This is a genomic window from Pseudomonas abietaniphila (assembly GCF_900100795.1).
Lineage (GTDB): Bacteria > Pseudomonadota > Gammaproteobacteria > Pseudomonadales > Pseudomonadaceae > Aquipseudomonas > Aquipseudomonas abietaniphila.
The window spans coordinates 210,098-227,705 of the sequence record NZ_FNCO01000009.1 but is presented as its reverse complement, the minus strand read 5'-3'; the positions used below and the strand labels follow the sequence as shown (position 1 = coordinate 227,705).

Here is a 17,608-nt window from a genome sequence, read left to right as displayed (position 1 = left end):
GCAGCATGAATGTCGCTGACCTACCGCATTCGCCAGCAAGCCGGCTCCTACAAATCGATGTGTGCCGCAAAATCCCCGAAACGCCGCAATACCTGTAGGAGACGTCGGAGGTTACGAGGGTATGGGCCGCACTCGGACGAACGCGGTGTGTCATGCAGCATGGATGTCGCTGACCCACCGCATTCGCCAGCAAGCCGGCTCCTACAAATCGATGTGTGCCGCAAAATCCCCGAAACGCCGCAATACCTGTAGGAGACGTCGGAGGTTACGAGGGTATGGGCCGCACTCGGACGAACGCGGTGTGTCATGCAGCATGGATGTCGCTGAGCCACCGCATTCGTCAGCAGGCCGGCTTTCAGGGCCAGCCTTCAAGCGTCGGCAAATGCCGGCTTCAATTTTGCGGCAGCGGTTTCAAATGCCGCTTTCATCGCGTCAATCACCTCGTCGGTGTGCTCGAACGAGATGTAAATCCGTCCGTAAGGCGAAGGCATCATCAGCAATCCTGCTTCACGCAATGCCAGGTGAAGCGCGGTGGTGAATGCAGGGTTCGCCTTGTGCGCCGCTTGCTCATAGGTCACCGGCGCGTCCGCTGAAAGCCAGATGCCAAAGACGTTTCCATAGCCGCTGGTGACCACCGTGATGCCCTGGGATTTGAAGGCAGCTTCAATCGACTGACGCAGCGCGTCGCCGCGTTCGATCAGCGCCTCAAAGTCGCTTTCGTCCAGCTGCGCCAAGGTGCTGGTCACGGCAGCGCAGGCCATTGGGTTGCCGCTGAACGTGCCGCCGCGTGCCACGCGACCTTCCTCGAAACCCGCCAGAATCTCGGGCTTGCCGACCACCGCCGACACCGGAACGCCATTGCCGATGGCTTTGCCGACGCTGGCCAAATCAGGGTCCAGCCCTTCGCGCAAACCGGCGAGGCCTGCGTACAGGCGAAAGCCCATCAGCACTTCGTCGCAGATCACCAGCGCACCGTGCTGGTGGGCGATGTCCTGCACATGCTTCAGATAACCGGGCAGCGGCATGATGCAGCCGGCGTTGGCGAGCATCGGTTCCAGGATGACCGCCGCAATGTCCTGATCTTCGGCGAACAGTCGCTCCACATCCTCGAAGTCGTTGAAGCGCAGCAGCGTGGTCCGTTCGGTCGTGGGGCGAGCGCCATCGCTGAAGCTCGCTTCGTTCGAGGTCACGTTGCCGAAGCTGACATCATCGAACCAGCCGTCGAAACCGGCCGCCATCTTGGCTATCTTCTTGCGACCGGTGTACGCCCGCGCCGCGCGGCAGGCCAGGTGCACTGCCTCGCTACCGGAGTTGGTGAACATCACTTTGCTCAGCGCACCGGTGTGCTGAGCCAGTGCCGTGGCCGCGCCGTGTTCGCGAACGTGCGCCCAGGAAGGCGCCGCACTGTCCGCCAGGGCTTGGGTCACGCCGGCGTTGACCGAGTCATTGGCGTGCCCGAGCAACACCGCGCCGAAACCCAGCGCGGTGTCGATGTACTGGCGGCCCTTGTCGTCCCAGAGATACGCGCCCTTGCCGTGACGAATGAACAGCTTCTCGCCGTTCAATTCCGGAAGGATGCGGGCAGCGCTGGATACATCGCCAACTAAGTTAGCCATTTTGAACCTCTGAATCTGGACAGTAGTTTGCCGTCCCGAAGGCGGTCCGGGAGGCGTCACGTGGTTTTCTTCGATGCGGCCGACAGGGCGGCGCGGCCTGCTTATTCTTGTTTTACCTTCAGTTTTTCGTTGCGCCGCCTCAGCACCTCCAGCGTCAGCAACATCAGCACCGACAAAACGACCATGATGGTGGCGACGGCGGCGATGTTCGGGCTGATGTTCTCCCGGATCCCGGCGAACATCTGCAGCGGCAGGGTGCGTTGCGACGGGCTGGCGAGGAACAGCGTGACCACCACTTCATCGAAGGAGGTCGCAAACGCAAACAGCCCGCCGGAGATCACACCCGGCGCAATCAGCGGCAACACGACCCTGAAGAACACGGTCAACGGCGGCGCGCCGAGGCTTGCTGCGGCGCGGCTCAGGTTGGTGTTGAACCCCTGCAGCGTGGCGTTGACCGTGATCACGACGAAGGGCACGCCGAGCATGGCGTGGGCCAGCACCAGGCCGATGTAGCTGTTGAGCAATTGCAGCTTGGCGAAGAAGAAGTACAGGCCGACCGCCACGATGATCAGCGGCACGATCATCGGCGAGATCAGAAACGCCATGACCACGCTTTTGAAGCGGAAGTCACCCCGGCACAGGCCCACTGAAGCCATGGTGCCGAAGACCATCGCCAGCAACGTGGCGCCGGGCGCGATGATGAAGCTGTTCTTGAACGCCTGCTGCCAGTCCTGCGAAGACATCAACTCCTCGTACCAACGCAAGGAAAAACCGTCCATGGGGTACGTCAGGAACGACGAAGAATTGAACGACAGCGGAATGATCACCAGGATCGGCACGATCAGGAACAGCAGGATCAGGATGGACGCCGACACCAGGGCGAACCGGGCGAGCTTTTCAGCGGGGGACGCATAAGGCTGCAACATGTCGATTACCTCGCCTGGGTCGGTTGGGTGAGCTTGCCGTACACCACGTAGAGCAACAGCGTCGCGATCAGCAGCAGGCTGCCGAGCGCCGACGCCATGCCCCAGTTCACCGTCTTGTTGGTGTAGAACGCGACGAAGTAGCTGACCATCTGATCGGCAGCGCCGCCCACCAGCGCGGGTGTCACGTAGTAACCGATGGCAAGGATGAACGTGAGCAAACCGCCCGCTGCCAGCCCCGCGACGGTCTGCGGGACATAGACGCGCCAGAACGCCACGAACGGGTGAGCACCCAGGGAAATGGCGGCACGCACGTAGTTCGACGGAATGCTTTTCATGACGCTGTACAGCGGCAGGATCATGAACGGCAGCAGCACATGGGTCATCGCGATGATCACCCCGGTCCTGTTGAACACCAGTTGGATCGGCGCATCCACGACGCCGAGGAACATCAAGGTCCGATTGATCAGACCGTCCGATTGCAACAGCACGATCCACGCCGCCGTGCGCACGATCAACGAGGTCCAAAACGGCAGCAGCACGCAGATCATCAGCAGGTTGCTTTTGCCTTCCGGCAGGATCGCCAGCCAGTACGCCACGGGAAATCCGAGCAACAGGCAGAGCACCGTGACGATGGCGCCGATGTAGAACGTGCGGGCGAAGATGTCGACGTAGATCGACTGATTGGGATCGGCCTTGACGATGCTGCCCGCCGCCGGATCAAAGCGATGATCCAGCGAGGCCAGCAGGTAATACGGCGTCAGTTTCGACGAAGCTTGCTTGAGCGCTTTCCAGTAGGTGACGTCGCCCCAGGCCCTGTCGACCTCAATGAGCGCGTCGCGTTTCGATGCGGCGCTGTCGTCCGGCAACTTGCGCAAGGTCTTGGTGATGACCGTGCGGTAGTCCGGAATTTCGTAACTCAGGCGTTTGCTCAGCGCCAGAATCTGACCGTTCTCTTTGGCATCGGCCAGGTCCTTGATCAAGGCCACGTAGGTGCGTTCATCAGGCAGTGCGTTGCCTTGCCAAGTGCTCAAGGCGGCAGTCGTCGCCGGCATCGCCGTATTGACTTCAGGGTTGTCGACGCTGCGACTGAGCATCGTGCCGATGGGGAATGCAAAGCACACCAGCACGAACAGGAACAACGGAGCGATCAGCGCAAGGGACTTCAGTTTGTAGGCGCGCTGGGACTTGCGCAGCTTGGCCCTCAGGTCGAAGGTATCTTCATCGCCCTGAAGCAGTGTGGCGGTCTGGCTCATGATCGGCGCCTCAGTGCTGGATGACGTCGAGGGCGCGAATATGCTCGGGCGCCCACGAGAGGGAAATGGAGCTGCCGACGGTCCAGCTGCTGTCCATCTGCGCGGTCGGCAGCTTGATCATGAAGTCAGGCTGGCCGGCGATTTCGGTGATCATCCGCACGTGGTCACCGAGGTAGATGTACTCGCGGATGCGCGCGGTCAAAGGCGTTGTTCCGGCGGCGCTGACAATCACGCGCTCAGGGCGGATGCACAGCGCGACGGACTCGCCCGGTTGCGCGTCGGTGACCGTGATTGCCTGCACGATGCTGCCGTCCTTGAGACGGACGCTGGAGTGGGTCGCGTCTCTGGAAAGCACGGTGCCCAGCAACGTGTTGTTCTCACCGATGAACTGCGCCACGAAGCTTTTGGTCGGGGTTTCGTAAATGGCGGCCGGGCTGTCGATCTGCTGAATCACGCCGTCGTTGAACACCGCCACGCGATCCGACATCGTCAGGGCTTCGCTCTGATCATGGGTCACGTAGACGACGGTGAGCCCGAGTTGCTTGTGCAGATGCTTGATTTCCAGCTGCATGTGTTCGCGCAGTTGCTTGTCGAGTGCGCCGAGCGGTTCGTCCATCAGCACCAGCTTGGGCTCGAACACCAGTGCCCGCGCCAGGGCTACACGCTGCTGCTGGCCGCCGGACATTTGCGCCGGGTAGCGTTTTGCGAAATCGTTGAGCCGGACCATGTCCAAGGCGCGGCGGACTTTCTCGGCCCGCTCTATACGGTTCATCTTGCGCACGGACAGCGGAAACGCGAGGTTTTCCTCAATGGTCATGTGCGGGAACAGCGCGTAGTTCTGAAACACCATGCCGATGTCGCGCTTGTGCGGCGGCAGGTTATGCAGCGGCTTGTCTTTCAGGAAAATCTCGCCGTGGGTGGGCGTTTCAAAACCGGCCAGCATCATCAGACTGGTGGTTTTGCCCGAGCCGGAAGGGCCGAGCAGGGTGACGAATTCGCCTTCCTTGATGTCCAGGTTCAGGTCTTTGACGACAGGACGAAAGCCGTCGTAGGTTTTTTGTATGTTCTTGAAGCTGACCAGGTGTTTCATGTCGCAGCCCTCATCAGGGAGTAGGCAGAATCCGTTTTCGCTACTCATCTGCCTGCTCACGCAAAATGAAGAAGCAAACAGTGACCGCACCTCGCGAACAGCGCGAGGCGGGGATCATTCATGGGTTAAACCGCCGCCCTGAAGCGGGCGGCCGGGAAGGTGAGTCTTACTTCTGCGCGATCCAGGCGTTGAAACGCTCGGTAAGCGACTCGGTGTTGTCGACCCAGAACTCGACGTCCAGCGGCAGCGCGGCGGCGAGATTGTCCGGCGTGGTCGGCAGGTCGGCCTTCAGGTCTGCCGGCACCAGGTCGTTGGCTTTCTTGTTGGGCAGGCCGTAGGCGATGAACTTCGGCAGCTTGGACAGGTTTTCCGGCTTGCTGGCGAACGCGATGAAGTCCATGGCGGCTGCTTTGTTTTCGCTGCCCTTGAGCACGGTCCAGGAGTCGATCGCCGACACGCTGCCGTTCCACAGGAACTTGAAGTGCTTGCCTTCGTTACGGTTGAAACCGGTGATGCGGCCGTTGTAGGCCGAGCTCATGACCACGTCGCCCGCGGACAGCATCTGCAGCGGCTGGGCGCCGGCTTCCCACCAGACGATGCTGGATTTGATGCTGTTCAGCTTGTTGAACGCGCGGTCCACGCCTTCAGGGGTGCGCAGCACTTTGTACACGTCGGCGGGCTTCACGCCGTCGGCGATGAGGGCGAATTCCAGCGAGTATTTAGGGCCTTTGCGCAGGCCGCGTTTGCCTGGAAATTTCTGCGTGTCGAAGAAGTCGGCCCACGAGGTCGGTGCAGTTTTCAGCTTGTCACCGTCCCACGCCACACCGGTGTTCCACACGATCGCGCCGACGCCGCAGTCGTTCACGGCTTCGGGGATGAAGTCAGCCTTGTTGCCGACTTTCGCCCAGTCGATTTTTTCGTAGAGCCCCGAGTCGCAACCCAGCGCCAGGTCTTCGGCTTCCACTTCGACGACGTCCCAGTTCGGGTTGCCGACTTTCACTTTGGCGTCGAGGACACCCACGCCACCGTCCCAGCTTTGGTCGAGGACTTTCTTGCCGGTTTGCTGGGCAAACGGCGTGAAGAAAATTTCCCGTTGCGCGTCCTGAAAGTTTCCTCCCCAGGAAACGATGGTCAGGTCACGGGCGCTTGCAGTCTGTGCGGCGGCCAGACCGGCGACGGCAAACGCGAGAGCGGCTAACGCGTGGCACGGCTTGTGCTTCTTGTGCATTTGGAACCTCGACGCAGATGGTGTGTGTTGTGGTGGTAAAAATTTTTACCACTGCGAAATCTGCGACGCAAGTTTTATTTTCGTGCGCCTCTGAAAACTGAAATTGCCCGGATGACCGGTAAGCGATTGATTTTTCATGCCTGAAATTTGATATTCGGCCACACGCATTTCCGCGCCCGCTGTCGCCTGCACGCTCGCCAGGCAGCGCCTTGCCAGACCGAGCGCGATTCCCGCCTGTTACTTTTGCGCTTGTCAGGTGACGCGTGTTGGTGCGAAATACCCAACATGGTGCGCCGCGATTCCCTTGGCATTGCGCGCGCGCAAACCACAGCACGGCAGCGCCGTGATGTGTTGCGTTCATTCGAGGAATAACACCGTGACCGATACGCCGGCGATCAGCCGCAACCCCCACGCGCCGGAAGAGCCGCCTGAAGACGAGATCGCGGGCGAAGAAACCGACTCCGTCGGTGCGCGGCTCAAGGCCCTCCGACAAAGCCGGGGCTTGTCCATACGCGGCCTCGCCGAACTGGCAGGCGTGCCTCACGCCACGCTGTCGATCATCGAGCGGGACAAATCCAGCCCCTCAGTCAGTATCCTCAAGCGCTTGCTCAAGCCACTCAACGTGACCTTGAGCGTGTTTTTTTCAGACTCCGCCGTGGTCGATCGCGCGGTGTTCTACAAGGCCAACGAGCTGGTCGAACTGGCGGACGGCAAAATGCTGTCGTATCGACAGGTGGGCGCCAACCTGACCAACAGCTCGATGATGATCCTGCACGAACGCTACGAACCCGGCGCCGACACCGGCCAGGAAGGCGAAGAGCTTTACTCCCACGAAGCCGAGGAGGGCGGCATCATCATCGAAGGCCGGCTGGAAATGACCGTGGGCGATGAGGTGCGGGTCCTGTCGGTCGGAGACGCGTACTACTTCGACAGCCGCCTGCCGCACCGGATGAGAAACCCCTTCGATGAAGTGTGCGTGGTGGTCAGCGCGGTGTCGCCGCCGACGTTCTGACGTCTGTGCCTGCGCTCAGGCGCGCGGATGCATGGCATTAATCCCAAGGCGACTCCCGCAGCCTGTTCTCCAGAAAATCGCGAAACACGCGGATTCTGGGGCTCAGGTGCTTTCTGTTCGAATAGATCAGGTACAGCGGCTCTTTGTCCGGCAGGTCGAATTCGGTCAGCAACGGGACGAGTCGCCCGGCACGAATGTCTTCGCCGATGTGAAACTGCGCCAAGCGCACGATTCCTGCTCCGCCCAGCGCTATCTCGCGTAGCAGGTCTCCTTGAGCGAACGCCGCTTTGGGCGTGATGGGCACCGTCACCACGCCTTCCGGTGTCGAGAACCGCCAGTTGTTCCAGGCGCTGGTGAAACCAAAATTGAAGCAGTCGTGGGCGAGCAAGTCCTGCGGCCGGGACGGCGTGCCTCGTCGCGCCAGGTACGCGGGCGACGCGCAGGTGATCCACGCGCTTTCGCCGATCTTTTTCGCCACTCGGGACGAGTCAGACAGCACGCCGCTGTGGATTGCGACATCCAGCCCCTGATCGAAAGTGTCCACGTACTGCGCGCCCACCTGAATGTCGACGGTCAGCCCCGGGTAAGTGGACAGGAATTCCGGCAGCCACGGCAGAATCTGGTGTTTGGCGAACGTGGTCATGGTGTGGATGCGCAGCGATCCGCTGACCCGGTTCGGAAAGGCTTCGGCCAGCGAGTCCGCTTCGGCCATGGCATTAATGACTTCGCGCGCGCTGAGCAGGTACGCCGAGCCTTCTTCCGTCAGGGTGAGGCTGCGTGTGCCGCGCTGAAAAAGCCGGGCCTGCAAGCGGTTTTCAAGGCGAGTGATCAGCTTGCTCACCGCTGACGGGGTCAGCCCGTGCGCGCGCCCTGCAGCGGAAAAGCTGCCGTGTTCGGTCGCCCACATGAACGCCAGCATCTGTGAGTAGTTATCCATCCGCCTCTCGTGACCGCCTGTGATTTGCCATGCAGCCTGCCAGTATTTCGACCCTCGAACAACAAACGCGCCCACGGCGCGCCTGTCGTCTCTCGCGGCACCACTCAGCGAATGAACTGCTCGATGTAATCGTCAGGCAGGCCCAGGGATTTGTAGTGTTTACGTGCGGCTTCAAGCTTGGTGAACACGTCTTCGTAGCCGACCGCGACACCCTGAGGATCGACATAGGTGTAGCCGCCCTGAACGTGAAACCAGGTGATCATTTCCTCGACGTCTTCCGGCACGAACAAAGTATGGGTTTCACCTGGCGGCTCGTAGGCAAAAGAGCCCTCTTCGGCGACCCAGTCGTGCTCCAGGTAATACCAGCGGCCTTTCAACACGATCGCGTGAACCCCGCCGCTGTGGCGATGACGGGACAGCACACCACTCTGGCGAACGCGCAGCAGGTTGATGTAGTAGCCCCCGGTGGTGCTGAGCAGCAGCGGCTTGAATGAAACGGAACGGGTCACTGGCACCCAGAGGTTGTCGTCGTCGAGCCAGGTCGTGAGCACGCCAGGGTGCACCATGTCTGGCGTCATATACGGCACTTGTGGCAATTGATAGGGAATGTCGAGTTCGTCTGGCTTGGCGGGTGTGCTCATCGGCGGCTGCTCACGGTAGGTGATCTGAATCCCGGGATGCTCGAATGTCCAGGGTTGAGTTCAGCCTATGCCGTTCCTGAAAGAGGAAAAAGCCCCTTGCTGGCACACCTGCTATGAATCTGCGTCACAGGTAACAGCCATGGCGCTTGCAATAACGTACAAGACGTTCCCGGCGGGTACCCCTTAGATTCACCGCTCCACCGAACCCTTTGGAGTCGCTCACGTGTCTATCCCCGATACCGCGCATACCCGCTCAACCGTCCGTACACCCATCAACTTCGCTCAGAAATACAGCCTGTTCACCGAGCAATGGCAGCCCAAGGTCGTTGCACAAATGAACGACTACCAGTTCAAGCTGGCGCGCCTGGAAGGGGACTTTTTGTGGCACAGCCACGCCGACACCGATGAAACCTTCATCGTGCTCGAAGGCTGCCTGCGCATCGATTTTCGTGACGGCTTCGTCGAGCTCAACGCCGGCGAGTTGTACGTCGTGCCAAAGGGCCTGGAGCACAAACCCTATGCCGAGAAAGAAGTGAAGCTGATGCTGATCGAGCCGGCCGGCGTGATCAATACCGGCGACGACACCAACGAGCGCACGGCGCAAAATGACGTGTGGATCTGAGTGCTGAGGCGCCTGACCCGCCGCATCCGGATGAAGACTGAATTTTTGACGCTCCAGATCAGACAGCCATACGGGCACTTTCAGTGAGTGCGGTGTTTTCGCTAACCCGGCATCAACGTCGCAATCAACGCCCTGACCACGCCTGGCAGGGCGTCCAGTTCCCGGACCAGAATGCTGCGCTCGCGTACAGCCCATGGCTCGTCCAGCTCAATGGTCACCAGCTTCATGGTTTTGCTGTGCCGCAGTGCCGCCGACTCGGGGATGATGCCGATGCCCACGCCCGCTTCCACCATCCGGCAAATCGCTTCGAAGCTCGACACCTGAATCCGCAACGAAAGATTCTGTCCCAGCCGCTCGACGTGATCGCGTAGAAAACTCAACAACGTGCTGCCTTCGTGCAGACCGATGTGCTGAAACGCCAGGGTCTGTTTGAGCGTGACTTTCTTCTGCTTCGAAAGCTCGTGTCCTTCTGGCACCGTCAGCACCAGGCGGTCGGTGCTGAAGTGGATGATCTGCAAGCCTGCGGCTTCGACGGGGCCGGCAATGATGCCTATGTCGGTGCTGCCGTCGAGCACGCCGCGCACGATGTCGCGCGATAACCGTTCCTGCAGGTCCACCGTCACGCCTGGCCGCTTGGCAAGAAACCCGGCCAGTACTTCAGGCAAAAACTCGGTCACGGCGGTGGTGTTGGCGAAGATGCGGATGTGCCCGGCCGAGTCTGTCCCGTAATGGGTGAACTCACTCTTCAGGTAATCCACCTGACTCATGATCAGCCGCGCGTGCTTGAGCAGACGTTGCCCGGCCGGGGTCAGTTCGACCCCCCGGCTGTCGCGATAGAGCAGGCGCGTATCGAGCTGACCCTCAAGTGCCTTAATGCGCGCACTGGCGGCAGCAGGAGACAGAAAAGCACGGCGAGCGCCCTGGGTCAGGCTTGGGGATTCACCGATGTGAATGAAGAGGCGCAAGTCAGCCAGGTCGAAGTGCATGGTTGTGTCCGAACATTGCAGAAAGCGTTCAGCATACATGAACGCCGGTATATGCAAATGCAAATTCACAGAATGCCGGACAGCTCCCATGATCTGCCAATAACAACAAACGCAGAAGGTTCCTTGCCATGAGTGCTTCAGATTCGCCTGTGGATTTCAGTGCCTGGATTGGTCGAACCGAGCAAGCGCAGGATCACTTGAGCCACAACCTGATCAAGCGCATTGCCGCCACCTTTGGCGAGCCCACGCCTGCCGATGGTGATGCATTACCGCCACTGTGGCAGTGGTGCTTTTTTCAGGAACCGGTGTTTGAAGCGCAGCTGGGCGGCGACGGTCACCCCGCGCGCGGCGGCTTTTTGCCTCCCGCCGACAACCGCAATCGGATGTGGGCCGGGGGGCGCGTGGAATTCATCCAGCCGCTGATCGTCGGCGCGGATGCCCATCGTCTGTCGACCATCCTGCACATCGAAGAAAAGCACGGCCGCACGGGTTCGCTGCTGTTCGTGACGGTGCGTCACGACTATTCGCAGCATGGCGAACTGTGCGTGCGCGAAGAACAGGACATCGTGTACCGCGAACCCAATCCGCCCAAGCTCACCAGCGGCGAGCCGCCTGCGCAGGGTGACTGGAGCGAGACCGTCGAGCCGACGCCGACCCTGCTGTTCCGTTATTCGGCCGTGACCTTCAACGGTCATCGCATCCACTACGACTACCCCTACGTGACCGAGACCGAAGGCTACCCGGGGCTGGTGGTGCATGGTCCGATGATCGCCACGTTCAACCTGCGTGCCTTTATCCGTGGCAACCCGGGCAAGCGCGTGCGTCATTTCGCTTATCGCGGCGTCCGGCCGCTGAACGTCCCTGATGCGTTTCGCGTCGGCGGTCGCATCGTCGAACCCGGCAAAGCGCAGCTGTGGGCGGGTAATGAAGCCGGTGTCGCGCAGAGCGCTGAAGTCAGCTTCGACTGAACCCTTCTTCTTATAGATCGCCAGGCCCGGCTATACACGGGCGGCTGGCAGACGCGAGCAGACACGATGAATCCATACGAAAACGAAGACCTGAATGCCATCCGCGAAGGCGTGCGCGCCCTCTGTGCCGAGTTCCCGGCTGAATACTGGCGCAAGATCGATGAAGAAAAGGGCTTCCCCGAAGCCTTCGTCAAGGCGCTGACCGACGCGGGCTGGCTGTCGGCGATGATCCCGGAAGAATATGGCGGTTCAGGTCTGGGCCTGGCCGAAGCCTCGGTCATTCTCGAAGAGGTAAACGCCTGCGGCGGCAACTCCGGCACCGTGCACGGCCAGATGTACAACATGTTCACCCTGTTGCGTCATGGCAGCGAGGAACAGAAGCGCTACTACCTGCCCAAGCTCGCCAGCGGCGAGCTGCGCCTGCAATCGATGGGCGTCACCGAGCCCACCACCGGCACCGACACCACCAAGATCAAGACCACGGCGGTGAAGCAGGGCGACAAGTACGTGATCAACGGCCAGAAGGTCTGGATCTCGCGCATTCAGCACTCCGACCTGATGATCCTGCTGGCGCGCACCACGCCGTTGGCTGAGGTGAAGAAGAAATCCGAAGGCATGTCGATCTTCCTGGTCGACCTGCGTGAAGCCATCGGCAAAGGCCTGACCGTTCAGCCCATCGCCAACATGGTCAATCACGAAACCAACGAACTGTTCTTCGACAACCTTGAGCTTCCGGCCGACAGTCTGATTGGTGAAGAGGGCAAGGGCTTCAGGTACATCCTCGATGGCCTGAACGCCGAGCGCACCCTGATCGCCGCCGAGTGCATTGGCGACGGTCGCTGGTTCATTGAGAAATCCGCGGCCTATGCCCGCGACCGCGTGGTGTTTGGTCGCCCGATTGGGCAGAACCAGGGCGTGCAGTTCCCGATTGCCGAAGCGCACATCGAGATCGAAGCCGCCGACCTGATGCGTTGGCGTGCCTGCGAGGAATACGACAGCGGCAAAAACGCCGGCGCCAGTGCCAACATGGCCAAGTACCTCGCCGCCAAAGCTTCATGGGAAGCGGCCAACGCGTGTCTGCAGACCCACGGCGGTTTCGGCTTTGCCTGCGAATACGACGTGGAGCGCAAATTCCGCGAGACCCGTCTGTATCAGGTCGCGCCGATTTCCACCAACCTGATTCTTTCCTACGTCGCCGAGCACTTGCTCGAACTGCCACGCAGCTTCTGAGGACACCGAGATGAGTCATACCCAGGCATTGGCGGGCTTCCTCGCCGAGCTGACCTACGAACAGATCCCGGGCCATGTGCTGGACCGGACCGAAGACCTGTTTCTGGACTGGATCGGCTCCGGCCTCGCCAGTCAGGGCGCGCGGCCGATTCCGATCTTCGAACGTTATGCCGAGCGCATGGGGCCGGCAGACGGCAAGTCGAAGATTCTGGTTAACGGACGCGGCACCTCGGCTTACTTCGCGGCGCTGGTCAACGGTGCGTCCTCGCACTTGGTCGAGCAGGATGATCTGCACAACAGTTCGGTGTTGCACCCGGCGACCGTGGTGTTCTCCGCGGTGCTGGCCGCGGCGCAGGACCTGGATAAATCCGGGCAGGACCTGTTGCTCGCTTCGGTGGCCGGTTACGAAGCCGGGATCCGCATCGGCGAGTTCATGGGCCGCTCGCACTACCGCATCTTTCACACCACGGCCACGGTCGGCACCCTCGCCGCAGCGGTCGCAGTGGGCAAGCTGCTGAATTTCGACAAAGAGCAGTTCATCAACCTGCTGGGCAGCGCCGGGACACAGGCGGCCGGTTTGTGGGAATTCCTGCGCGACGCCGCCGACTCGAAACAGCTGCACACCGCCAAAGCGGCGGCGGACGGCTTGCTCGCCGCCTATATGACCCAAGACGGTCTGACTGGCGCGCGCAACATTCTCGAAGGTGACCAGGGCATGGCGGCGGGCATGTCGACCGACAGCGACCCGGGCAAGTTGTCCGACCGGCTTGGCTCGCGTTGGGCGCTGGTGGAAACCTCGTTCAAGTTCCATGCCTCGTGCCGTCATACGCATCCGGCGGCCGATGCGCTGTTGCACCTGATGCAGCGCGAGCACCTGCGTCATGACCAGATCGCCAAGGTCGTCACGCGTGTTCACCAAGGGGCGATCGATGTGCTGGGGCGGGTCGATGTGCCGCAGACCGTGCACCAGGCCAAGTTCTCGATGGGCGCCGTGCTGGGCCTGATCGCCGTACATGGCAGTGCGCAGCTGATCGAGTTCCGCGATCTGGCGCTGACCGATGCCGACGTGGCGGCCTTCCGTGAAAAAGTGACGATGGAACTCGACCCGGAAGTCGATGGCGCCTACCCGGCGCGTTGGCTGGGACGGGTGGTCGTGACGACCACTGACGGACGCACGCTGACGGCTGCCATTGATGATCCGAAGGGCGATCCGGGCAATACCTTGTCGCGGCGGGAGTTGGAGGACAAGGTTCAGCGCCTGTTAGCGTTCTCCGGTGCCCGCACGCCGGAGCAGGGCCAAGCCTTGATCGAGCGTGTCTGGCACCTGCGCGATGCGCGGGATTTGGCTGATTTGATTTAAAGCGAACGCCAACCTTTGTAGGAGCGTGGCTTGTCCCGCGATCTGCCGCGTAGTGGCAGCAAATTCGGAGTTCCCGGAGTGTCTGGCACACCGAGGTGTCTGGTTTTACTGCCGGTATCCGGCAGATCGCGGGACAAGCCACGCTCCTACAAGGGAGCGTATGAGAGGTTTCCACACATGACTCAACAAACTCCCCGTCCACTGGACGGCATCACCGTCGTCAGCCTGGAGCACGCGATCGCGGCGCCGTTCTGCACGCGGCAACTGGCGGATCTGGGCGCGCGCGTGATCAAGGTCGAGCGTCCGGGCGTTGGCGACTTCGCCCGTGGTTATGACCAGCGTGTCGATGGCCTGGCCTCGCATTTCGTCTGGACCAACCGTTCCAAGGAAAGCCTGACGCTGGACCTCAAGCAGGACCAGGCGGGCGACATTCTCGAGTCGTTGCTCGGTAAGGCCGACGTGCTGGTGCAGAACCTCGCACCGGGTGCGGCGGCCCGCATGGGCCTGTCGTTCGAGGCGCTGCATGAGCGTTTTCCGCGGCTCATCGTGTGCGATATTTCCGGCTACGGCGAAGGCGGCCCTTATGAAAAGAAGAAAGCCTACGACCTGCTGATTCAGAGCGAAGGCGGCTTTCTGTCGGTCACCGGCGGCCCGGGCGAAAACGAAATGGCCAAGGCTGGATGCTCCATTGCCGACATTGCCGCCGGCATGTACGCCTACACCGGGATCCTGTCGGCCTTGTTGCTGCGCGACAAGACTGGCGAGGGTAGCCGCATCGACGTGAGCATGCTGGAAAGCCTGGTGGAGTGGATGGGCTATCCGATGTATTACGCCTACCACGGCGCGCCTCAGCCACCAAGGGCGGGCGCTTCACACTCGACCATCTACCCGTACGGGCCGTTTCCGACGGGTGATGGCGGCACGATCATGCTCGGCTTGCAGAACGAGCGCGAGTGGGCGCTGTTCTGCGAAAAGGTGCTGCTGGACAAGGCCTTGGCGACTGACGAGCGTTTCTCGGCCAACTTCAAACGCTCGGAAAACCGTGAGGTGTTGCGCCAGATCATCGTCGATGGGTTTGCTTCGTTGAGCGTGGACGAGGTGGTCGCACGACTTGAAGGCGCGCAAATCGCCAACGCACGCGTCAATGACATGCAAGGGGTGTGGAATCACCCTCAGCTCAAGGCTCGCGACAGCTGGCGCGAAGTGGACAGCCCGTCCGGTTCGTTGCCATCGCTGTTGCCCCCGGGACGCAACGCAGCGTTCACCCCGCGCATGGACGGCGTGCCGGGATTGGGACAGCACACAGGCAGCATCCTTGGCGAGCTGGGTTTCAGTGACGAGGACCAGGCGCGGATGGCCGCGGCCGGAGTGGTTTAGCGCCCCACACATTCTTCTGTAGGAGCGCGCGCTGACCTCGTGCGCCCGACCTTTTATTCAGGAGTTGATCCACCATGCCCCCATCCACCGTCCGCTCAGCACTGTTCGTGCCTGGCAGTCGACCCGAACGCTTCGCCAAAGCCCTGGCGGCTGGCGCCGATGCGGTGATTGTCGACTTCGAAGATGCCGTTGAGGAACCGCTCAAGCGTCAGGCCCGGGATCATCTCTCGGCGTTTCTGCACGCCAATCCGCAGGTCTCGCTCTGGGTGCGGGTCAATGCCCCCGATCACGCCGAGCACGTGGCGGATCTGGCGTTCTGCAAACAACACGCCGGGGTCACTGGCGTGTTGCTGCCCAAAGTCGAAAGCGCCGCACACGTGGCGGCCGTGTGGCAAACCGGTAAACCGGTCTGGCCGATCATCGAGAGCGCCAAAGGCCTGCTGGCGCTGGAAGCCATTGCGCATGCACCCGGGGTGCAGCGCCTGTCATTCGGTGGGCTGGACCTGGCGCTGGACCTGAACCTCAACAGCGGCACGCCTGCTGCGCAGATGTTCCTCGATCAGGCGCGGATGTCGGTGCAGTTGCATTCACGAGGCGCAGGGTTGTTGCCGCCGCTGGATGGTGTGCACCCGGCCATCGGCGACCCCGATGGCCTGCACCGCGCGATTCGCCATGCCTATGACATGGGCTATGGCGGCGCGCTGTGCATCCACCCTAAACAGGTGGCGGTCATCCATGCTGCGCTCGCGCCCAGTGCAGACGACCTGAGCTGGGCCCAGCGAGTGGTGGATGCAAGCCAGGCGGCGAAAGGCGCCGGGGCGTTTCAGCTGGACGGGCAGATGGTCGATGCACCGGTTTTGCTGCGGGCTCAACGGCTGTTGGCGCTGGCGAGTGAGTAGAAACCTCTGATCACGGCACATTTTCTCTGGGAGCGAGTTCATTCGTGATTGGCCGGTGAGCGTGATGAATCTCTATCGCCTGGCAGTTTTTTCGCGAATGAATTCGCTGCCACAGGAGGGCCGCGTCGTTCCCAAGGTGTATGAACAGCCGGGAAGTAGTGGCACTTTTCTCTCAGCGTGCTAGTTTCCGTGGGACACGCTGTCTAGCACGCGGGTGAAGGGGAGAGCGCCACAAAGGTCGGCGTTCAGCAATGCCGAATGCCGGCTTACAAAAAAGCTAATTCTCTAAACACCTCGTGTTCGGCATCGTTAGATGGCACAACGCTCAAGCGACACCTACTGCTCATACAAAAATAAGCTCTTACAACAATAAGAAGGTGATATCGATGTTGAAGCTGACCAAGGCGCTTTTCTGCGCCGCTGCAGTGTCCATGGCCGGCATGGCCTGCGCTGACCCAATCGTCATCAAGTTCGCCCACGTAGTGGCGGAAAACACGCCAAAAGGCCAGGGCGCCTTGATGTTCCAGAAGATGGTTGCCGCCGATCCTGCCTTGAAAGACAAGGTCAAGGTCGAGGTCTACCCGAACTCTTCGCTGTTCGGTGACGGCAAGGAAATGGAAGCGCTGTTGCTGGGGGATGTGCAGATGCTTGCCCCGTCGCTGGCCAAGTTCGAGCAATACACCAAGAAGGTGCAGATCTTCGACCTTCCTTTCCTGTTCAATGACCTCGCCGCTGTTGACCGCTTCCAGCAAGGTCCTCAGGGCAAGGCGCTGCTGACCTCCATGGACGACAAGGGCATTCACGGCCTGGCTTACTGGCACAACGGCCTGAAGCAACTGTCCGCGAACAAGAAAATGATCGAGCCCAAGGACGCTCGCGGTCTGAAATTCCGCGTACAGGCCTCCAGCGTGCTGGAAGCCCAGTTCGTGGCCCTTCACGCCAACCCACGCAAGATGAGCTTTGCCGAGGTGTATCAGGGGCTGCAGACCGGCACCGTCAACGGCACCGAAAACACCTGGTCGAACTACGAAAGCCAGAAGGTCAACGAAGTACAGCCGTTCTTCACCGAAACCAACCATGGCCTGATCGACTACATGGTGATCACCAACTCCAAGTTCTGGAACGGTCTGCCGGCTGACGTGCGTGACGAGTTGCAGAAAATCATGGATCAGGTGACGGTCGAAGTGAACAAGCAGGCTGAAGCCCTGAACCAGACCGCCAAGCAGAAAATCGCTGATTCCAAAACCAGCGAAATCGACACGCTCACGCCCGAGCAGCGTGCCAAATGGCGCGAAGTCATGAAGCCGGTCTGGGACAAGTTCTCCGACGAAATCGGCGCTGACCTGATCAAGGCCGCGGACGACTCGAACAAGGCACCTTGACCCTCAAGGCCGCTTGATCGACACAGGCAGTGATGTCTGCGTGACCACCCGGAGCATGGGTGGTCACCCTCTACGTTCGAA

The 17,608-nt window shown here is 60.9% G+C and carries 16 protein-coding genes; 8 read left to right on the top strand and 8 right to left on the bottom strand.

Annotation, left to right across the window (positions count from 1 at the left end; all coding sequences use genetic code 11):
• Positions 1-368: 368 nt before the first annotated feature.
• The 5 genes from BLS87_RS18745 to BLS87_RS18725 all read right to left on the bottom strand — a co-directional run bounded on the left by BLS87_RS18745 (position 369) and on the right by BLS87_RS18725 (position 6,113).
• Positions 369-1,616, bottom strand: coding sequence for an aspartate aminotransferase family protein (locus tag BLS87_RS18745; protein WP_074754354.1), 1,248 nt, complete (start codon positions 1,614-1,616; stop codon positions 369-371).
• A gap of 101 nt (positions 1,617-1,717) precedes the next feature.
• Positions 1,718-2,542 carry an ABC transporter permease gene (locus tag BLS87_RS18740; protein WP_074754352.1) on the bottom strand — a complete coding sequence of 275 codons (825 nt, stop codon included), beginning with the start codon at positions 2,540-2,542 and terminating at the stop codon, positions 1,718-1,720.
• A 5-nt stretch (positions 2,543-2,547) separates the two neighbouring features.
• Positions 2,548-3,795 (bottom strand): ABC transporter permease, encoded by a 1,248-nt coding sequence (locus tag BLS87_RS18735; protein ID WP_074754350.1) that lies wholly within the window; start codon positions 3,793-3,795, stop codon positions 2,548-2,550.
• Between the two features lie 10 nt (positions 3,796-3,805).
• A complete protein-coding gene (locus BLS87_RS18730) occupies positions 3,806-4,885 on the bottom strand; it encodes an ABC transporter ATP-binding protein (RefSeq protein ID WP_074754348.1) in 1,080 nt (359 codons plus the stop codon).
• A gap of 166 nt (positions 4,886-5,051) precedes the next feature.
• Entirely contained in the window at positions 5,052-6,113 is a 1,062-nt protein-coding gene (locus BLS87_RS18725) for an ABC transporter substrate-binding protein (RefSeq protein WP_074754346.1), read from the bottom strand.
• A 376-nt stretch (positions 6,114-6,489) separates the two neighbouring features.
• Here BLS87_RS18725 and BLS87_RS18720 point away from each other — a divergent pair, with 376 nt between their 5' ends.
• Complete coding sequence (locus BLS87_RS18720; protein ID WP_083370713.1) at positions 6,490-7,125, top strand: cupin domain-containing protein; 636 nt, start codon at positions 6,490-6,492, stop codon at positions 7,123-7,125.
• A 37-nt stretch (positions 7,126-7,162) separates the two neighbouring features.
• Here BLS87_RS18720 and BLS87_RS18715 read toward each other — a convergent pair whose 3' ends face one another.
• Positions 7,163-8,062: a LysR family transcriptional regulator gene (locus tag BLS87_RS18715; RefSeq protein ID WP_074754344.1), complete on the bottom strand. Its 900-nt coding sequence runs from the start codon at positions 8,060-8,062 to the stop codon at positions 7,163-7,165.
• 104 nt (positions 8,063-8,166) lie between these two features.
• Positions 8,167-8,703, bottom strand: coding sequence for a 2,4'-dihydroxyacetophenone dioxygenase family protein (locus BLS87_RS18710; RefSeq protein ID WP_074754342.1), 537 nt, complete (start codon positions 8,701-8,703; stop codon positions 8,167-8,169).
• 229 nt (positions 8,704-8,932) lie between these two features.
• Between BLS87_RS18710 and BLS87_RS18705 the strand changes: the two genes are divergently transcribed.
• Positions 8,933-9,325: a cupin domain-containing protein gene (locus BLS87_RS18705; RefSeq protein WP_074754485.1), complete on the top strand. Its 393-nt coding sequence runs from the start codon at positions 8,933-8,935 to the stop codon at positions 9,323-9,325.
• Between the two features lie 101 nt (positions 9,326-9,426).
• Here the strand turns inward: BLS87_RS18705 and BLS87_RS18700 are convergent, their stop codons facing one another.
• Entirely contained in the window at positions 9,427-10,311 is an 885-nt protein-coding gene (locus BLS87_RS18700) for a LysR family transcriptional regulator (protein WP_074754483.1), read from the bottom strand.
• A gap of 128 nt (positions 10,312-10,439) precedes the next feature.
• Between BLS87_RS18700 and BLS87_RS18695 the strand changes: the two genes are divergently transcribed.
• From BLS87_RS18695 to BLS87_RS18670, 6 genes are all read left to right on the top strand, one after another.
• Positions 10,440-11,279 (top strand): HTD2 family dehydratase, encoded by an 840-nt coding sequence (locus BLS87_RS18695; protein WP_074754340.1) that lies wholly within the window; start codon positions 10,440-10,442, stop codon positions 11,277-11,279.
• Positions 11,280-11,345: 66 nt separating this feature from the next.
• Positions 11,346-12,509, top strand: a complete 1,164-nt coding sequence (locus BLS87_RS18690; protein ID WP_074754338.1) for an acyl-CoA dehydrogenase family protein — start codon at positions 11,346-11,348, stop codon at positions 12,507-12,509.
• A 10-nt stretch (positions 12,510-12,519) separates the two neighbouring features.
• Positions 12,520-13,869 (top strand): MmgE/PrpD family protein, encoded by a 1,350-nt coding sequence (locus BLS87_RS18685; RefSeq protein ID WP_074754336.1) that lies wholly within the window; start codon positions 12,520-12,522, stop codon positions 13,867-13,869.
• A gap of 177 nt (positions 13,870-14,046) precedes the next feature.
• Positions 14,047-15,246 carry a CaiB/BaiF CoA transferase family protein gene (locus tag BLS87_RS18680; protein ID WP_074754334.1) on the top strand — a complete coding sequence of 400 codons (1,200 nt, stop codon included), beginning with the start codon at positions 14,047-14,049 and terminating at the stop codon, positions 15,244-15,246.
• A 74-nt stretch (positions 15,247-15,320) separates the two neighbouring features.
• Positions 15,321-16,145, top strand: a complete 825-nt coding sequence (locus tag BLS87_RS18675; RefSeq protein ID WP_074754332.1) for an HpcH/HpaI aldolase/citrate lyase family protein — start codon at positions 15,321-15,323, stop codon at positions 16,143-16,145.
• A 386-nt stretch (positions 16,146-16,531) separates the two neighbouring features.
• On the top strand, positions 16,532-17,527 hold the full coding sequence (locus tag BLS87_RS18670; protein ID WP_074754330.1) for a TRAP transporter substrate-binding protein: 996 nt from the start codon (positions 16,532-16,534) through the stop codon (positions 17,525-17,527).
• Positions 17,528-17,608: the final 81 nt, after the last annotated feature.